Here is a 16,098-nt window from a genome sequence, read left to right as displayed (position 1 = left end):
CATGTACAAAACAATTATTATTAACTTTCCAGGGGGCATTATCTCGCCCGGCAAGCTATTCAACATCCTTGTAGCAGCGAGTAAAGCACGCATTCAATACGTACGCTTTGGCCTGCGCCAACAGTTATTAATCGATACCACGACTTACAACATTGATATTTTTACGGCAGAACTAGATAAGCTGGAAGTTGACTATGAAGAAAACACCAATAATTCCCCCAACATCATTAGTTCTTACCCTGCAGAAGAAATTTTTATCCAAAAAACATGGCTAACAGAAGGCGTATATAAGGATATTCTTGATAGTATCGACTTTAAACCAACTATAAAAGTAAACATTTGCGATAACGACCAGAGTTTCACTCCGATGTTAACGGGTAACATTAACTGGATAGCCTCTTCACAATCGCAACATTACTGGCATCTGATTATCCGTTTTCCGAAAACCAATGTAATATACGAGTGGAACCAGCTCTGCTACACCAACCACATTGCCCAGGTTACAAAAGCTATAGAAACGATTATTAAGAACAACCCTGATAAATTTATCGATAATCCCACAGCCAATGGCGAGGAATTGTTTGCAGCACTGGCGCATGATCATTTCATCATTAAACCTGCACAGCAGTCCGTTTCCTTATCATCATTTAACCTTCCATATTACGAGGGCTTAAACCGTTATAACAATAAATACTGGTTAGGCATATACCGCCGCGATGAGCTGTTTAGCATAGCCTTCTTAAAAAAACTATGTCAGCTCTGTTTGGCTACCAAATTAGGTCAGCTTTGCTGTACCTCGTGGAAAACGATTATTATCAAAGGAATTAACGAAGAAGACAAAAAGCTTTGGAATACCCTGCTCGAAGAGTTTGAAGTGAACATGCGCCACGCCGCCAATGAGCTTAATTTTCAGGTAGAAGACAATTGCAATGAAGGTTTGGCGCTCAAAAATTTTCTGGTAAAAAGCTTAAGCATTGATGATACCCGCACCTTCGGGATTTGTTTCGGCATTAAAACCCGCAAAAAGAGCGAAGTTTTTAGCAGCATATTGATTCAAAAACGACATTTAATCGATTTGTTTGGCCTAAAACTCTTTCCGGTATACGATATTCTATGCGCCAAAGATTTTAACCCTAATGAGCGCACGGGAGAAATTTTTAGTCGCAGTAACCCAAGCTTTCTGCTACCTGAGCAAGTGAGGCGTGCGGTGTTCAAATTTTACAAATACCGTTTAAATACCATCAAAACAGATCAGCAGCAACCCATTATTACAGAAGAACCTGCTAAAAAAGGAAGCGATTTTTTGTACCAATGCAACAGTTGCCTCACGGTGTATAACGAAAAAACGGGAGATGAAACTCAGGGTATTTTACCGGGCACAACATTTAAAGATTTGCCAGAAAACTATTGCTGTCCACTTTGTGAAGGAGATAAAAATGATTTTAGCAAGATCGATCAATCTGCATTGCAATTGTTGTAAACACAATCGCCTTACAATCCATTAATTTCGGCATGGGAATTAAAATTCCCGAAAAAACGATCGTCGTTATCTTCAACAGCTATTTCGCACACCTGCAGCTTACTCAATACAAATTTCATACTGTGTTTGGTTAACTGATGCGTTTGTAATAAATGCCAGATGCTTTTTAAACCTTTGGCGGTATAAATACCACACAAAGGCTCTTGTTGGCCATTCCGCGTAAAAATATAGGCATCGAAAGCCTCAGCGGCAAGGTACGCTTCTGATAATTGATTGAGCAACCGGTTCTCCATCAGCAGTAAATCGCAGGCCAGTACAAATAAATCATGCCTGGGGCTTAACAAATGCGCAGAAAGTACGCCAAGTAGTGGTCCTCTAAAGTCAAGCGAAGTATGATCGGCCACTAGATGCTCTTCTCCGAAATAGCCTGCATAAGCTACCTGTTGGATGGCATTAACAGAAAATATAACCGGAATTTGCAATAAAGCAAGTTTATCGGCAGCCAATTGTGCCCAAAGCTTATCCTGATGGCTTAACAACCCCTTATCGGAGCCCATCCTTAAACTTTGACCGCCACATAAAACTACGCCTAACATAGCCAATTGCTTTATTTATTACTCAATTCTTTTAGCCCCGCTTCATTTAAAATACCAATTTGCTTACCCGCTACCACAACCAGTTGCTCTGCAAGCAACTCGTTCATGGTCCTGAAAACCGTTTCGTAAGTTGCACCAGTATAAGCTGCCAAATCTTGTCTGCTTAAAGCCAGGTTTAAAAAACCACCTTCATTTAAGCCAAACTGATCTTTAAGGTTCAAAATAGCCATAGCCAACCTGCCTTTAACCGACATTAAGGCCAGGTCTCTCATTTTCTTCTCAGAAGTATGCAGCTCATCGGCATAAAACATTAACAAACCATAGGCAAACTCCTGGTTTACTTTTATGGTAGCTTTAAAAAATTCGATATCAACAAAACAAAGCTGTGTTGTTTCTAAAGCTGTTGCCGATATCGGGTAAGTAGAAATGTTATTGCTGATTCCCCGATGGCCGATAATTGCACCATCGTTGGCAAAACGCAAAATCAGTTCTTTATCGCCCCAATGCTTATGCACTTTTACATTACCCGAAGTTACGAAATAAACCCCGCTCACGGGATCGCCTTCTTTAATAATCACCTCTCCTTTTTTGGCTGTAAAATTCCTTTTATGGTTATCAATAGCTGCATGCCATTCTTTTAAGGTAAGTTGGCACATAAAGCAAGTTTTAAGATCGCAACTACTGTTTTTTTTCATTTATAATGGGGATATAAACGTAAAATTAACAAATGTTACCAGCTTTTGGTCCTTTTCTCCCCAAATACCTGCTTATTAACCATTGTTGAAAATTTTATTACAACAAAACTCCCTGAATGTGAACGTTTAGCGTTTTTTGCCGGCTAACTATGCATAAAGAAGTTTAAAGATATGCCGTCAAATTTTAATTTTGTGTTATGGCAAATACGAACGTTAGAAAATCAATTCAGAATAAAATCGAATCATTGGGTAAGGAAATTGAAACCCTGCAAGGCGAATTAAAAAGATGGGAAAAAATCGCTGCTGATTATGAAACCAACTCAGAAAGTATCGATCTGATTTTATCGATTCAATTACCTGAAAAAGCTGAACCTAAAGCTAAAAAAAGTAAAGCCGTATTGGCTTAAAAAAGAATTCCCGGACAATGTCCGGGAATTCAACTCATTCAAAATCTCAGTGTTCATATGCAGCAACAGTTTCGCCTGTTTTACGTGCCGGAATTTTTGCCCTTGGCTTTACCTGTGCCAGCAAAGCTTTACCCCCTGTTTGTACGGGTTCCTTTTTCGTTGATTTTTTCTTGAATTTACGTCCGTACCAGATCAGAAAACCGGTAATGGGCAAGCTTGCACCAATTAAAGCGGCCAAAAATGCAAGCACTTTCCCCGGAAAACCTAAAATGCTGCCCACATGGATATCGTAATTCATTTTTCGCAGCTTACCACCAAAACCTGCCTCATCGTAAGGAATGGCATAAACTCCCTTTCTCTGAAATTCTTTTAAGGTATGCTGATCAAAAGTATAGCCCTGGTTATTGTAAAACTGACCTTTGTTGGGATAAACTGTAATGTTGATGGTAGCTTTCGCTTTACTGGTATCGGGGAAATTATAATAAAACCCTGCTGATTTCGGGTGTCTGCTGATTACTTTGTTCCAGGCCAGATCCATGGCTTTTTGTGGGGTATAAAATTTACCTAAAGCCAGCGAATCGGATTCTAAACGCTGAAAATCACCCAGCTTATCGCCACCCGAGGTTACCCAATAAAGGCCTTCGCTATACCACCTGATACCGTATACCATACCAGTTAGTGCAATAAACAATAAAAAGATAAGCGAATAAAAGCCCAGTACGTTGTGCAGGTCTAAATTAACCCGCTTAAATGAGGCACCCCACTTAATCTTGAAACTCTTATCGCGGGTAGATTTGTTCCATTTTTTAGGATACCACCAAATCAGTCCGGTAATGAGCAAGACCACGAAAACCAGCGTACCATAGTTTACAATTGGCCGGCCAATGGCATAAGGCAACCACAAAAAGCGGTGCCCGTTTAAAATAAACCTGAAAAAGTCTACCTCGCCTTTTTTATGCACCACCGTGCTGATTACCTCGCCAGTATATGGATTGATTTTAAGGCTTGTTCCGCCACCTCTTCTGCCCTCGTCTTTTTTGCCCCTTAAATTTAAATTAATAGCCCTTCCCTGCTGGTACTGGGCATAAGAAGGCACCTTATCCGGGTAAAGTTTAAAAGCAATAGCGCTCAGCTGCGAAGGTGGAATAACCGGTGTATCCTGTCTTTCAATTTTCGTTTCCGGTTCTAACAAGGCAGTAATTTCTTCGTTAAAAACCCAAATACAGCCTGTAATACAAACAATTAGGACAATAACGCCCGAAACCAGGCCCAGCCAGAGATGAAGCCATTTATTGATCCTGTTAAATAACGAATCTTTATTCTTTTTCTTTGCCTGAGTAGTTTTGATTACCGTTGCCATTGTCCTGTTTTGTTTGATGTTGAAATGATGATTTTAAGCTTATTTTAAATGCTGGATTGCGGTAATTAAACCACCTTCTACTTTTAGTCCTTTTGTTGCGGTTAGTGCTGATGCATCAACTTTGTACACGTAGCTGGTTCCATCTTTCAGGTTTAAACCGATGTAAGCTGTTTTACCATCTTTGGGTGTATAATTATTGGTGGTAATGCTCGAAATATCAGTAGAAGCAGGTATTCCGTTAACTTTTTTAAATGTTTTATCAACCACATTCAAAATTCCGATCGTTTTTCCTACTGTATAAGCACCTTTTTCTGCTTTTGGTATGGCGTTTACCACAAAATTATTGTTACCGATATACAACCAGTTGGTAATTACGTTACCACCAGAAACTGATTCAAAATCAACAAAATAACTTAAATCGAATTCGGTAGTACCGGCCTTAATTTTGGTAATGGTTGATGGCTTTGTAGAGCTTAACACACCATTGGTAACGGCTACAGAAGAAGAGAAAGCATACACATCACCATTTTCTACCAAACCTAAACCATCGGTAAAATACCTGCCGATAAAGCTGGTTCTGTCGTCTTTAATTACCTTTTCAAGTTTCATTTCCGGGTAAGAATAAACAGCAATCCAGGCATTGTTAGGGAAATTTGTACCAAAAGATTCACCACAGCAGGCCTTAATTGAAAAGTACGGCGCATAAACCTTATTGCCTACTTGTTTAATCCAACTAAAGTGGGCCGATTCGCCGTTGTTTGATGGCGCCTGAACATCAATGGTTCCTTCGCCTGCAATTAATAAACTATTGGTATTTACCCTGTACCAGTTGGCCAGTGGCGTAGCAATATTTCTCGGTATTTTAACCAAAAGGATATCATCGTTTACAGGAGCAAAAGCCTGCACCGTTTCGGTCTGGAAATTAGATAGTTTATTTAGCTTACCCGACAGGATGTTGTAAGTAGTTACAGCACCTGGATTTCCCTGCCCGTAAAGCATGCTGAAAAATTTATTGTTGTGAGTAACATAGTAACGGTAGGTTCCGTCTTGTTCTACCCCATTACCAACGGTAGAAATGCTGCCTTTATCTAAATCGCTTGCAGTAAGCAGGTAATCGGCTACTCCGGTTGATGCTACTGGTGTTACTGCCAGAATAAAATTACCCGGGTTGTTGGGAATACTTTCGCCTTCTTCTTTTTTAGAACACGAGGTTAGCACAGCAGCAAAAGCTAAAGCTATAAACGCTTTGGTTAAATTTGTTTTCATTATGAACTGTTTTAATAATTAATTATTGATTTAATTGATAAAATATCTTAGGTTCAGGTAGAAAGCCCTACCCGGTTTTTGGAGACTAAAATTGTCGAAGAGATTGGCGTTGGTGATATTTTTGGCTTCCAAACCAATGTTGTAGCGACCTTGTTTTAAGCTGTAAACGAGATTTACATCGTGATTAAATTGTTGAGGAATAACCTTTTTATCGTCGCTGATGGTTTTACCACCCTGGCTTGGCCAGTACAGCCAAAAGGCATGCACATATAGTAAATTATAGCCTATAGTAAGGTTATTGCCTTTATGACCTACATCTTTTAGCGATACCGAAACATCTCCGTTTCCGTACAAATAAGGGATATTGGGCATCTGATCGAGGTATACGATACTGATTGAAGCGAATTTTTGTCCGGTACTGGGGTCGGTTTCGTATTTCTGCAGGTTTTTAAGGTTTTGATAGGTTACGGTTGTACCTATGCTTAACCAATTTTTGTAAGAATACCTGATTTCTGCATCACCACCAACTGTTCTTACTCCGTCGCGGTTATCGGCTACCAATTTGGATTGGTTTTGGTTTAAACGGCTATAAATGAAATTGGTAGCATTTCTATAAATTCCATTGGCCGAGAAAGCAAAGTTATGATCGTGCGAAACCGAAAAAGCATAGCTCAATCCCAAATTAAAATTATCGCTTTTTTCGGGTTTTAAGCTAGGGTTGGCATCCTGGTTTTCTACATCACCAAATATTTCCTGGGCTTCGGGCATGCGGTTGGTTAATTCGTACGAAGCTTTTAACTGAAGGTTTCTGTTTAAAAAATAACTGGCTGCTGCACCATAACCCAAACGCTCCAGATTATTTTTACCTGCACCAGTACCGCTTCCGTTAACATTATTCTGGTTAATGTATTTACCAAAAACCGTAGCACTCCATTTATTTTTTACGTCAAAATTATAACCCAGACCTAAAATATTCTTGTTGGTTTTCTTTGTACGTTCGTGCTCTGCATTGGTTGGATTCAGTTCATCACTTCCCTTACGGTTAAAAGTGCTGAAAACATTGCTCAGCGCTACCGATTGATTATCGTTAATGCGGTAATTGAGCATGGTTGTGGCCAGGCCATTGTTGTTTTTGTATTTGTATAAACTTCTTGCGCGCTCGCCATTCGATCCGTTTGGTTTACTATTGCCATACCAATCGTAACGTACATTTAGTGTATCGATATTTTGCTCGTTACCCAGGTTGTAATTGGCATTGATGGTTACATCCAGCCCTTTAACCAGGTTTTCTTTCTTGTATTTTAAGCTGGGCATTAAAATATTCCCCCGGCGGTGCCAGCCTCCAAAAACCGAAGCCATCCGGGCACCAGTTTGTATTTCTTTATAATTCTGACCAACAGTAACACCAAATAAGAGTTTATCGGCATAGCTTTTTCCTACTACGCCTACATTGGCAATTAAAGTTTCGTTATGGTAGGTATCGTTAAACCTCCGAAGTTTAGCGGCTGGTGCATAAGCCCCGGTCCAGATATCTGATGCTTCAACGGTTACTTTGTAGTCGTTATCAGAATAGTTCTGAAATGCATTTAACTGAATAGTAAAGCCATTTTTTGAAGTTGTGGCGGCATTAATTACGCTTCTGTGGGTGTTAAACGAACCAAAAGAATAAGAAGCATCGATATAGTTGCGGTAGCGATCGCCGGTTACAATGTTAATTGCACCACCAAGGGCATCCGACCCCAGCCACATCGGCACCACGCCTTTATATACTTCAACCCTGTCTGCAATGTTAATCGGGATATTGTTAATCTGAAACGAGGAACCAAAATTATCCATTGGTATCCCATCTATAAAATACCTTACGTGGTTGCCCGAAAAACCATTTAATGAAAGGTTAAAGTTAGAACCCACCCCGCCCGATTCTCTTACCCGTATGCCTGCAACGCGATCGAGGGCTCCCGAAATATCGAGTGTGGTATTGTACAGCTTTTTGGCATCTACCGCAGTTACGTTAAAAGCCTGTCGGTTTACCTCCTGCGTAGCCGTTCTGCCAATTACATTCACGGTTTCCATCTGTTCTGCAGATTCGGAAAGATTAAAATTGAGTCCGCTTAACGGTTTATCGCCAATGGTAATTTCTTTCTTAAGGGTTTTAAAACCAATGGCCGATACCTGTAAAGTATAATTTCCGGCGGGGATTTGTACGATTTTAAAATTACCGCTACCATCGGTAAGGGTACCAAAATTTGTTTTATTAACTTTTACGGTGGCACCAGGAAGCGGATCGCCGCCGCTGGTTTTAACTTGTCCTGAAATGCCCGGTATTGGATTTTGGGCTGAAGCAAAAATTACACAGGCACATAGTATGCCCAATAGCAAAATTTTCTTAATTTGCATGGCTTTTAATGGAGATTAAAGGTGAGCCGGATTTCCGGTTTAGCCACACGGGTCCGAAACCGTGTGGCATTTTTATTCCGGGCAAAGATAGTCTCTATTTAGATCAAGTCCAAATAAGAATAAATAAATGTTAAATTTCGTTAATCCCCACCTTTAAGCCTGGCAGAAAAAACACTTACGATAAATCTTTTAAAACACTCAAACCCTTTCACTTAAAAACATGTTCTTCCTATACAACAAAAACAATGTATATGAAAAATTTAATTTATTTGATGGCCATTTCGGCATCGGTTTTAACTTTCCAGGCATGTAGCGGAGGGAATAAAGATGCTAAAGAAAGTGCCGACAGTTTAAACATGGCGAAAGATACCACAACAAATGTGGCGGCTACCGGTGGAATTGCAGTAGACGAAGCTGATGCCAAATTTACCACTCAGGCTGCTGTGGGCGGCATGGCCGAAGTAGAACTGGGAAAAATGGCGCTCGAAAAAAGCAGTAATGCAAAGGTGAAAGAATTTGCCACCATGATGGTAAAAGACCACGGCATGGCCAATACCGAATTAATGGCCATAGCCAAACTCAAAAACATTACCTTACCAGGTACGGTTGATGATGAGCATAAACAGAAAATGGACGACCTGAGTAAAAAAGCAGGGACAGATTTTGATAAAGCTTATGTAGATGCTATGGTAAGCGGGCATAAATCTACACTGAAATTAATGGAAGATGAAGCTAAAGACGGAAAAGATGCCGATCTCAAATCATTTGCAACCAAAACTGCTCCGATCGTTCAGAGCCATTTGGTAATGATCAATAAGATAAACGATAGTATGAAATAAAAAACGTTAATCACCTTCAACAATGGTTGAAGGTGATTAATAATTGCCTTTAAAATTATCTCTTTTAACCAAATGGGCAATTGCCTGCCTGATTTGCTCGTAACCAACAGGTTTTACAAAGAATTTATCGCAATACACCCTAAAGGCATCGAGCGCATGCCTTTCATGGGCAGTCACAAAAATGAGGTACTTAACGCGATCGCGTATTACTTTGGCTATATCAATGCCCGACACTTCCATGCCAATATCAAGGAAAAGGAAATCAATTTCACCATATGCGCGGATCGCCTCAACCCCAGCAATCGGATCGGTATAGGTAGCTAACATGGTAAATTCTTTTATGCGCGAAATATAAGCTTTCAGGATATCGATACTGATCTGGTCATCATCGATTATGACACAGGTATATGGTTCAAGATGAGGTAACTGCATTAACTTTTCTAACCAGTTAGCAAAGCTCAAGCCAAACCTGAAGGTAAGCCAGGCAAATTGAGCTGTTTAATCGCTAAACCCCTTTAAAACACGACCTATACAAATGGTTATTCCCCTTAAAAAATAGCCTTAAAACACATTTAAACAACGATTTTAGCTTGGTCTGAAATTATAACTCTGGTGGTGTATAACGTTCTATAAATGTCTTCCGGCTTAGCAATTTTAAATAGGGATAATTTCCGTTTAACTGCGGTCTTTGCTTAAGTTCATATAGAAAATGGCCGCCTAAATCGATGATAATCTTTGCGGTAGCACTATACCATACCATATGAGGCTGTTTCCAGCAAAAAGAATAGAGATTGGAAGTGAATTTTATGTCCTTTAACTCACTGTGGTAAAAATTCAACGGTTTGGGGAATAAATTCCCCTGTTCTATCTCTACTTTCCTCACCATCGAAAGATGATCGCTATGGCAAAACTCATAGTCCATTAATTTAGGATCATCCACATCTGGAAGGTGTTTAAGCACTTTAAAGCCTTTAAATTTCTTTCCATTCAGCACCCAAATCAGGTTTGGATAGAAAGCTTCCCGGCTATTTAATTCGACCAGTGTAATTGGGGAATTCTGAAACTCTATGGTATAGCCCGAAGGCGTAAAAATATCAGCCCGGTGCAGGTTATTATTGGCCGCATCGTAAAAGGCAATTTCCCGGAAAGAAGGCGGAAAAGCCAGTTTCCAATCGCGGTGCCAGACGGTTTCTTTTCTATAAAATTCTTCTTTTAGCATAGAAACATCCAAAACGGGTTCGGGAAGGGGATTAAATTTCTTCATCAGCTATTGCCCGCAAAATTGCTTAATTAGGGATACGCAAAATTAGACTAAAAATATTAGCATACAAAAAATATATCCACTCCCGGTATGACTAAATACTTCGAACTGAAATTATTCGGTCTGAACCAGAGCCATATATCAGATTAAAACAAACTTGTTTTTAAGGACCAGCAGTATAATGGTAACTTTGTGGCATGACCGTGGAAGAATTAAAACAGTTAGAAGATTTTTTTGCCAACGCCGAGCCCCAGCAGGTTCCAATCTATCTAAACGAGGCTACCGTAATTACAGATTATAAACATTTTCTGGAGAGCCATTTTCTTCCTTTAAGGCTTAATCCCGATGCCAAGGTAAATGCGCCGCTGGTATACCGGCTTAAAATGCTGAAGTTGCTGATCGAATCGAATGCCTAAATACACTACTCATTTTTTTTAATAAAATGGTGTATTTTAGCCTATTAAACAAATTCAAAATTTGAAAGCTTTTAATCTCTTATTCTGCATCCTGTTTATTGTTTCTGCCGGTTTACAGTACAACGATCCCGATCCCTATGTTTGGATGCCCATCTATCTTTTTGGCGCCTGGCTATGTTGGATGTATTTCCGTGGAAAATATTACCGCAAAGCTTATTTAGGTGGAATACTGGCTTACAGCGTGTATGCCATATACCTGTTTTTTGATAAATACGGCGTATTGAACTGGTATAACGACCATGCTGCCGAAAACATAGCCATGAGTATGAAAGCAACCAAACCATGGATAGAAGAAACCCGCGAATTTGGGGGCTTACTGATCCTGATTGTTGTACTTGCCATTGATTATCTAACCACCAGGGTAGCTTCGAAACGACTGGCCTAAAGTAGCTTTTAACTGATAAAAGTAAAATTTAGAATTATTGCGGGCAGATTTTAAAACTTGACGAGCATCAGTTTTTAAAACAAATATTTCCAACTATATTGGGCATAATTGGTTATACCTATACCTTGATGCTTCCTTTATGACAAAAAATATTTTCATTGCCTCGGCCGAACCTTATACCGGAAAATCGGTAATCGCTTTCGGCATGATCAATATGCTGTTGGCAAAAACCCAGAAAGTAGGTTATTTTAAACCCATTATTGCCCAGGATGACCCGAATGTTAGAGACGAACATGTAGAGGCCATGCTCGATTATTTTTCGCTCCCGGTTAAATACGAAGATGCTTTTGCTTTTACCCGGCAGGAAATGCTGCATCAATCAGACGATAGCAGTACCATCATCAATACCATTATCAGTAAGTATAAAAAACTGGAAGACAATTATGATTTCACGGTAATTGAGGGTAGCGATTTTTTAGGCGAAGGCATGGCATTTGAGTTTGAATCGAATGCGCTGATGGCAAAAAACCTAGGTGCACCGGTGCTTATTGTCGTATCAGGAAAAAACAAAACAGCCAGTCAGCTTTTTAAAAGCGCCATTAATATTTACCGCAATTTTTTATTAAGGGATGTACAGGTGCTTGGCGTGGTGGCCAATATGGTTAATCCCGAAGAGGCCGAACGCATTAAACAGGCGCTAACCAACCAGCTACCAGCCGAACTATTGATAGCGGTAATACCAACAGAAACCGGATTGCAAAGCCCAACCATGAAAGAAATTACATCGGCACTGGGTGGTGAAATACTTTTTGGTACAGAGTTGCTCGACAATCAGGTTGATAATTTTGTAACCGGTGCCATGATGTTACCTAACTTTTTAAGACACATTAAAGATAACCTGCTTATTGTTACGCCAGGCGATCGTGGCGATATTATTATTGGTGCACTTCAGGCCAATTTATCGGCCAATTACCCAAAAATCGCGGGTATTGTTTTAACAGCTGGCAGTTTACCCGATGAGCCGATAATTAAACTGATAGAAGGTTTACAGACCATTATCCCAATAATTGCAGTACAAAAAGGAACTTTCGAAACCACTACTACCATTGGTGGTATTCATTCTAAAATTACCATAGCCAACAAAAAGAAAATTGCCCTTGCCATTGAGTTGTTCGAAAAATATGTAGACAGCAAGGCCCTGGATAATAAAATTATTACTTTTAGCTACCAGGGGATTACGCCGCACATGTTCCAATACCAGCTGGTTAAATGGGCCAAACGCGATAAAAAACACATTGTTTTGCCAGAAGGAAACGACGAGCGGATTTTAAAGGCAGTAGAAAAACTTATTGCCCAGGATATTGTTGACATTACACTCCTTGGCGACCCGGTTGAAATAGGCAACAGCATAAAAAGGCTTGGTCTTAATCTGGATATCAATGTGTTAAAAATTTACGATCCTATCCATTCTGAGCAGTATAATAATTATGTAGATACACTGCACGAATTGCGCAAAGCCAAAAATGTAAACCTCGAAATGGCCAGGGATATGATGACCGATGTTTCTTACTTCGGCACCATGATGGTCTATAAAGGCGATGCCGACGGCATGGTATCAGGCGCAGTACACACTACTCAGCATACTATCCGTCCGGCGCTGCAATTTGTTAAAACGAAGCCGGGGGTATCGGTTGTGTCGTCTATTTTCTTTATGTGCCTGCCAGAACGTGTGGCCATATTTGGCGATTGTGCGGTTAACCCCAATCCTACTGCCCAGCAACTTGCCGAAATTGCCATTTCTTCGGCTGAGAGTAGTGCCAGGTTTGGCATCGAGCCCCGCATAGCCATGCTTTCCTATTCGTCGGGTACATCGGGCGAAGGCGAAGATGTAGAACGGGTAAGAGAAGCTACGGCAATTGTAAAAAGCAGGTTTCCTGAATTAAAAATTGAAGGGCCAATACAATACGATGCCGCTGTTGACCCTTTGGTTGGCCAGCAAAAACTACCAGGATCAGAAGTAGCGGGCCGTGCGAGTGTACTTATTTTCCCGGATTTAAATACCGGTAACAATACCTACAAGGCAGTACAGAGAGAAACTGGCGCACTGGCCATTGGCCCCATGCTGCAGGGTTTAAACAAACCCATAAACGATTTAAGCCGTGGCTGTACGGTAGATGATATTTTTAACACTGTTGTTATTACAGCAATTCAATGCCAGGATCTTTAATATGAACATTTTAGTAATCAATTCAGGAAGCAGTTCTTTAAAATACCAACTCTTTAAAATGCCAGAAAAAAGCCCCGTTTGCAGTGGCTTGGTAGAACGCATTGGCATTGAAGGCTCCTTTATAAAACATACCGTTTATACAGCGTGCAGTAAACACAGTATAGAACAATCGGCATTTATTGCCAGCCACAGCGAAGGCTTAAAACAGGTACTCGCGCTACTAAGTGAAGGTAAATATGCCGTAATAGCAAGTCCTGATGATATTGCTGCTGTTGGCCACCGTGTTGTACATGGTGGTGAGCATTTTAACGGACCAGTGCTGATTACCGATGAAGTAAAAAAACAGATCAAAAAGCTGTTCTCACTCGCTCCCTTGCATAATCCGGTCAATTACAAATGTATTGAAGTAGCCGAAAAGACTTTTACCAAAGCCAAACAGATTGCCGTTTTTGATACTGCCTTTCATCAAACCATACCCGAGCAGGCTTACCGTTATGCCATCCCCGAGTGGTACTATAAAGAAGATGCCATCAGGGTTTATGGTTTTCATGGTACCAGTCACAAGTATGTGAGCGAACAGGCTATAAAATGGCTGGGTAAAAGTGATACAAAAATTATCAGTGTCCACTTAGGAAACGGCTGCAGCATTACAGCCATTAGCAATGGCAAATCGGTTGATACGAGTATGGGTTTTGGCCCATTAAGCGGTTTGATGATGGGAACGCGATCTGGCGATATCGATCCTTCGGTTATTTTTCACCTCATGGAGCATTCTGGCTATACTTTAGAGCAGCTAAGCACTTTACTCAATAAACAATCAGGGCTTTTGGGCGTTGGCGGATCGAGTGATATGCGCGACATTAGAAAGCTGGTAGCAGAAGGTAACCAGGCTGCTGTTTTAGCCCTTAAGTTATATGCCTACCGCATCAGGAAATTTATAGGTGCCTACACTGCCGTTCTAAATGGCGTAGATGCGATCGTTTTTACAGCGGGTGTAGGCGAAAACGACAAGCAGATGCGCGAAGCAGTATGCACTGACCTTGATTTCTTAGGCATTAGCTTAGACTCCGAACAAAATAACACTTATGCGGGCGAATTGAAGGAAATCAGCAGTTCTTCATCAAAAGTAAAAATACTGGTTATCCCAACAAACGAAGAATATGAAATTGCCAATCAGTGTTACGATCTTTTAACAGTTAACTAATCCACAGTTTTGTATAATATTCATTTTCTGCATGCATTTTGGCACTTTGCCTTCTAAATCTTTTATTTTTGGTTATGAACCTATCTTTTCCGATCCTCGACACTTATACTTATTTAAATACCGCCAACTCTGGCTTACTATCAACCGAGCTGGCTGCCTGGCGTAAAACACATGATGAAGCATTTATTGCCGGCGGCAGTATTTTCAGAATGGAAAATGCGGCAATTATTAACGATCTCAGAAATAATTTATCAAAATGTTTTGGTGCTAAAGCTGATAACACCTATCTGGTTCCTAATTTTTCGGTAGGTTTTAATACGCTATTAAACGGATTGGATAAAAGCCATCGTTTTTTACTGTTGGAAGAAGAGTACCCATCAGTTAGTTATCCGGTAATTAGTATGGGATTTGAATACCAAACCGTAAAAATTGATGCAGATTTCGAAAATAACCTGATCCGGGCCATTGAAAAATTTAAGCCAACAGCACTGGCTTTTAGCATGGTGCAATACATTAGTGGCCTTCGGATGGATAATGAATGGATACAAAAGTTAAAAAGCAGTTACCCACAACTGTTGGTGATTGGCGATGGTACTCAGTTTACCGGTACTACGGCCTTTAATTTCGAAAAATCGGGTTTAGATGCCTTGCTAGGAAGTGGCTATAAGTGGCTGCTGGGAGGTTACGGCAATGGCTATGCCTTTCTTTCTGATGCGTTAAAAGATCAGCTTTATCAAATAAACAAACTTGCTGCTTTGCCTACTGCTCCGTTTTTACAAGGCAAGGATCATTTATCGCTATATTTTGAACCTGGTCATTTAGATACTTTAAACTTTGGCACACTGAACCAAAGCCTTGTACACCTTAGCGCTATTGGTTTTGATGAAATTGAAAGGACGACACAAGCACTCAGCAACAAAGCCAGACTGGCGCTAAACTCGAGAGGGTTAATTCCAAACTGGTTAATGGAAAGGAAATATCAATCGACTATTATCAGTATGCCTCTCGATCAAAAAAAGGTAGAACAGCTTCAGGATGCACAAATCATTTGCTCACCAAGAGGTGCTGGTACCCGCATTTCTTTCAACTTTTACAATACCGAAGAAGAATTGAGCAAGCTATTAAATGTTTTAGACAAGTCTTAAATCTGTCGATTCGATAAAAAACAACACATTAAAATACAATAGTATAGAGGCAATAAACTTAACAAACACTTTTGATAAAACACTATTATTTTATCAATGGTATTCGTGTGAAACAAGGAAAAATAACGCGTCAAATAAAAAAGTTACAAACTATATCAAAAATTGAGCGTTAAATAAAAAGACATTCACAAAACTATCCTTATGTACACACAAGCCACAGAAAACACAGACCTTACTGTTCACGTTCAGGATGATGCATCGATTGATGATAAAAGAGAAACGCTGCTAAAAAGCTTACTCGACGGATTAAATGCTGAAACAGCTTCCTTTAATTAAAGAACCAAAAATCAAGGCCATTTA

Annotated in this window: 16 protein-coding genes; 9 read left to right on the top strand and 7 right to left on the bottom strand. The window is 40.1% G+C overall.

Annotation, left to right across the window (positions count from 1 at the left end):
* The first annotated feature begins 1 nt into the window (after position 1).
* Positions 2 to 1,480, top strand: coding sequence for a rubredoxin (locus DBR40_RS27010; RefSeq protein WP_124559907.1), 1,479 nt, complete (start codon positions 2 to 4; stop codon positions 1,478 to 1,480).
* Between the two features lie 11 nt (positions 1,481 to 1,491).
* Here the strand turns inward: DBR40_RS27010 and DBR40_RS11600 are convergent, their stop codons facing one another.
* Complete coding sequence (locus DBR40_RS11600) at positions 1,492 to 2,076, bottom strand: molybdenum cofactor guanylyltransferase (RefSeq protein ID WP_124559906.1); 585 nt, start codon at positions 2,074 to 2,076, stop codon at positions 1,492 to 1,494.
* Between the two features lie 11 nt (positions 2,077 to 2,087).
* A complete protein-coding gene (locus DBR40_RS11595; protein WP_233603868.1) occupies positions 2,088 to 2,732 on the bottom strand; it encodes a Crp/Fnr family transcriptional regulator in 645 nt (214 codons plus the stop codon).
* 236 nt (positions 2,733 to 2,968) lie between these two features.
* On the opposite strand from DBR40_RS11595, the gene DBR40_RS11590 reads away from it, so the two are divergent.
* Positions 2,969 to 3,178 carry a hypothetical protein gene (locus DBR40_RS11590; protein WP_124559904.1) on the top strand — a complete coding sequence of 70 codons (210 nt, stop codon included), beginning with the start codon at positions 2,969 to 2,971 and terminating at the stop codon, positions 3,176 to 3,178.
* Positions 3,179 to 3,224: 46 nt separating this feature from the next.
* Here DBR40_RS11590 and DBR40_RS11585 read toward each other — a convergent pair whose 3' ends face one another.
* From DBR40_RS11585 to DBR40_RS11575, 3 genes are read right to left on the bottom strand one after another with little or no spacing between them, the layout of a single operon-like run.
* On the bottom strand, positions 3,225 to 4,538 hold the full coding sequence (locus DBR40_RS11585; RefSeq protein ID WP_124559903.1) for a PepSY-associated TM helix domain-containing protein: 1,314 nt from the start codon (positions 4,536 to 4,538) through the stop codon (positions 3,225 to 3,227).
* 39 nt (positions 4,539 to 4,577) lie between these two features.
* Entirely contained in the window at positions 4,578 to 5,804 is a 1,227-nt protein-coding gene (locus DBR40_RS11580) for a DUF4374 domain-containing protein (protein ID WP_124559902.1), read from the bottom strand.
* 30 nt (positions 5,805 to 5,834) lie between these two features.
* Positions 5,835 to 8,201, bottom strand: a complete 2,367-nt coding sequence (locus tag DBR40_RS11575; RefSeq protein WP_124559901.1) for a TonB-dependent receptor — start codon at positions 8,199 to 8,201, stop codon at positions 5,835 to 5,837.
* Positions 8,202 to 8,452: 251 nt separating this feature from the next.
* On the opposite strand from DBR40_RS11575, the gene DBR40_RS11570 reads away from it, so the two are divergent.
* On the top strand, positions 8,453 to 9,040 hold the full coding sequence (locus tag DBR40_RS11570) for a DUF4142 domain-containing protein (protein WP_124559900.1): 588 nt from the start codon (positions 8,453 to 8,455) through the stop codon (positions 9,038 to 9,040).
* A gap of 36 nt (positions 9,041 to 9,076) precedes the next feature.
* Here the strand turns inward: DBR40_RS11570 and DBR40_RS11565 are convergent, their stop codons facing one another.
* Together DBR40_RS11565 and DBR40_RS11560 are read right to left on the bottom strand one after the other, a co-directional pair.
* Entirely contained in the window at positions 9,077 to 9,472 is a 396-nt protein-coding gene (locus DBR40_RS11565) for a LytR/AlgR family response regulator transcription factor (protein WP_124559899.1), read from the bottom strand.
* 169 nt (positions 9,473 to 9,641) lie between these two features.
* On the bottom strand, positions 9,642 to 10,304 hold the full coding sequence (locus DBR40_RS11560) for a competence protein (RefSeq protein ID WP_233603867.1): 663 nt from the start codon (positions 10,302 to 10,304) through the stop codon (positions 9,642 to 9,644).
* A gap of 194 nt (positions 10,305 to 10,498) precedes the next feature.
* Here DBR40_RS11560 and DBR40_RS11555 point away from each other — a divergent pair, with 194 nt between their 5' ends.
* From DBR40_RS11555 to DBR40_RS27120, 6 genes are all read left to right on the top strand, one after another.
* Positions 10,499 to 10,717: a DUF6965 family protein gene (locus tag DBR40_RS11555; RefSeq protein ID WP_124559898.1), complete on the top strand. Its 219-nt coding sequence runs from the start codon at positions 10,499 to 10,501 to the stop codon at positions 10,715 to 10,717.
* A 61-nt stretch (positions 10,718 to 10,778) separates the two neighbouring features.
* Positions 10,779 to 11,162, top strand: a complete 384-nt coding sequence (locus DBR40_RS11550; RefSeq protein WP_158674035.1) for a transmembrane 220 family protein — start codon at positions 10,779 to 10,781, stop codon at positions 11,160 to 11,162.
* A 139-nt stretch (positions 11,163 to 11,301) separates the two neighbouring features.
* Entirely contained in the window at positions 11,302 to 13,389 is a 2,088-nt protein-coding gene (gene pta / locus DBR40_RS11545; RefSeq protein WP_124559896.1) for a phosphate acetyltransferase, read from the top strand.
* 1 nt (position 13,390) lies between these two features.
* A complete protein-coding gene (locus DBR40_RS11540) occupies positions 13,391 to 14,593 on the top strand; it encodes an acetate/propionate family kinase (RefSeq protein ID WP_124559895.1) in 1,203 nt (400 codons plus the stop codon).
* A gap of 74 nt (positions 14,594 to 14,667) precedes the next feature.
* Positions 14,668 to 15,738, top strand: coding sequence for an aminotransferase class V-fold PLP-dependent enzyme (locus DBR40_RS11535; RefSeq protein WP_124559894.1), 1,071 nt, complete (start codon positions 14,668 to 14,670; stop codon positions 15,736 to 15,738).
* Positions 15,739 to 15,939: 201 nt separating this feature from the next.
* Positions 15,940 to 16,074: a hypothetical protein gene (locus tag DBR40_RS27120; RefSeq protein WP_255420103.1), complete on the top strand. Its 135-nt coding sequence runs from the start codon at positions 15,940 to 15,942 to the stop codon at positions 16,072 to 16,074.
* Positions 16,075 to 16,098 lie beyond the last annotated feature (24 nt).

Source organism: Pedobacter sp. KBW01 (assembly GCF_003852395.1).
Lineage (GTDB): Bacteria > Bacteroidota > Bacteroidia > Sphingobacteriales > Sphingobacteriaceae > Pedobacter.
Note: the sequence above shows the minus strand (reverse complement) of the source record. Positions and strands in the feature narration are given on the sequence as shown.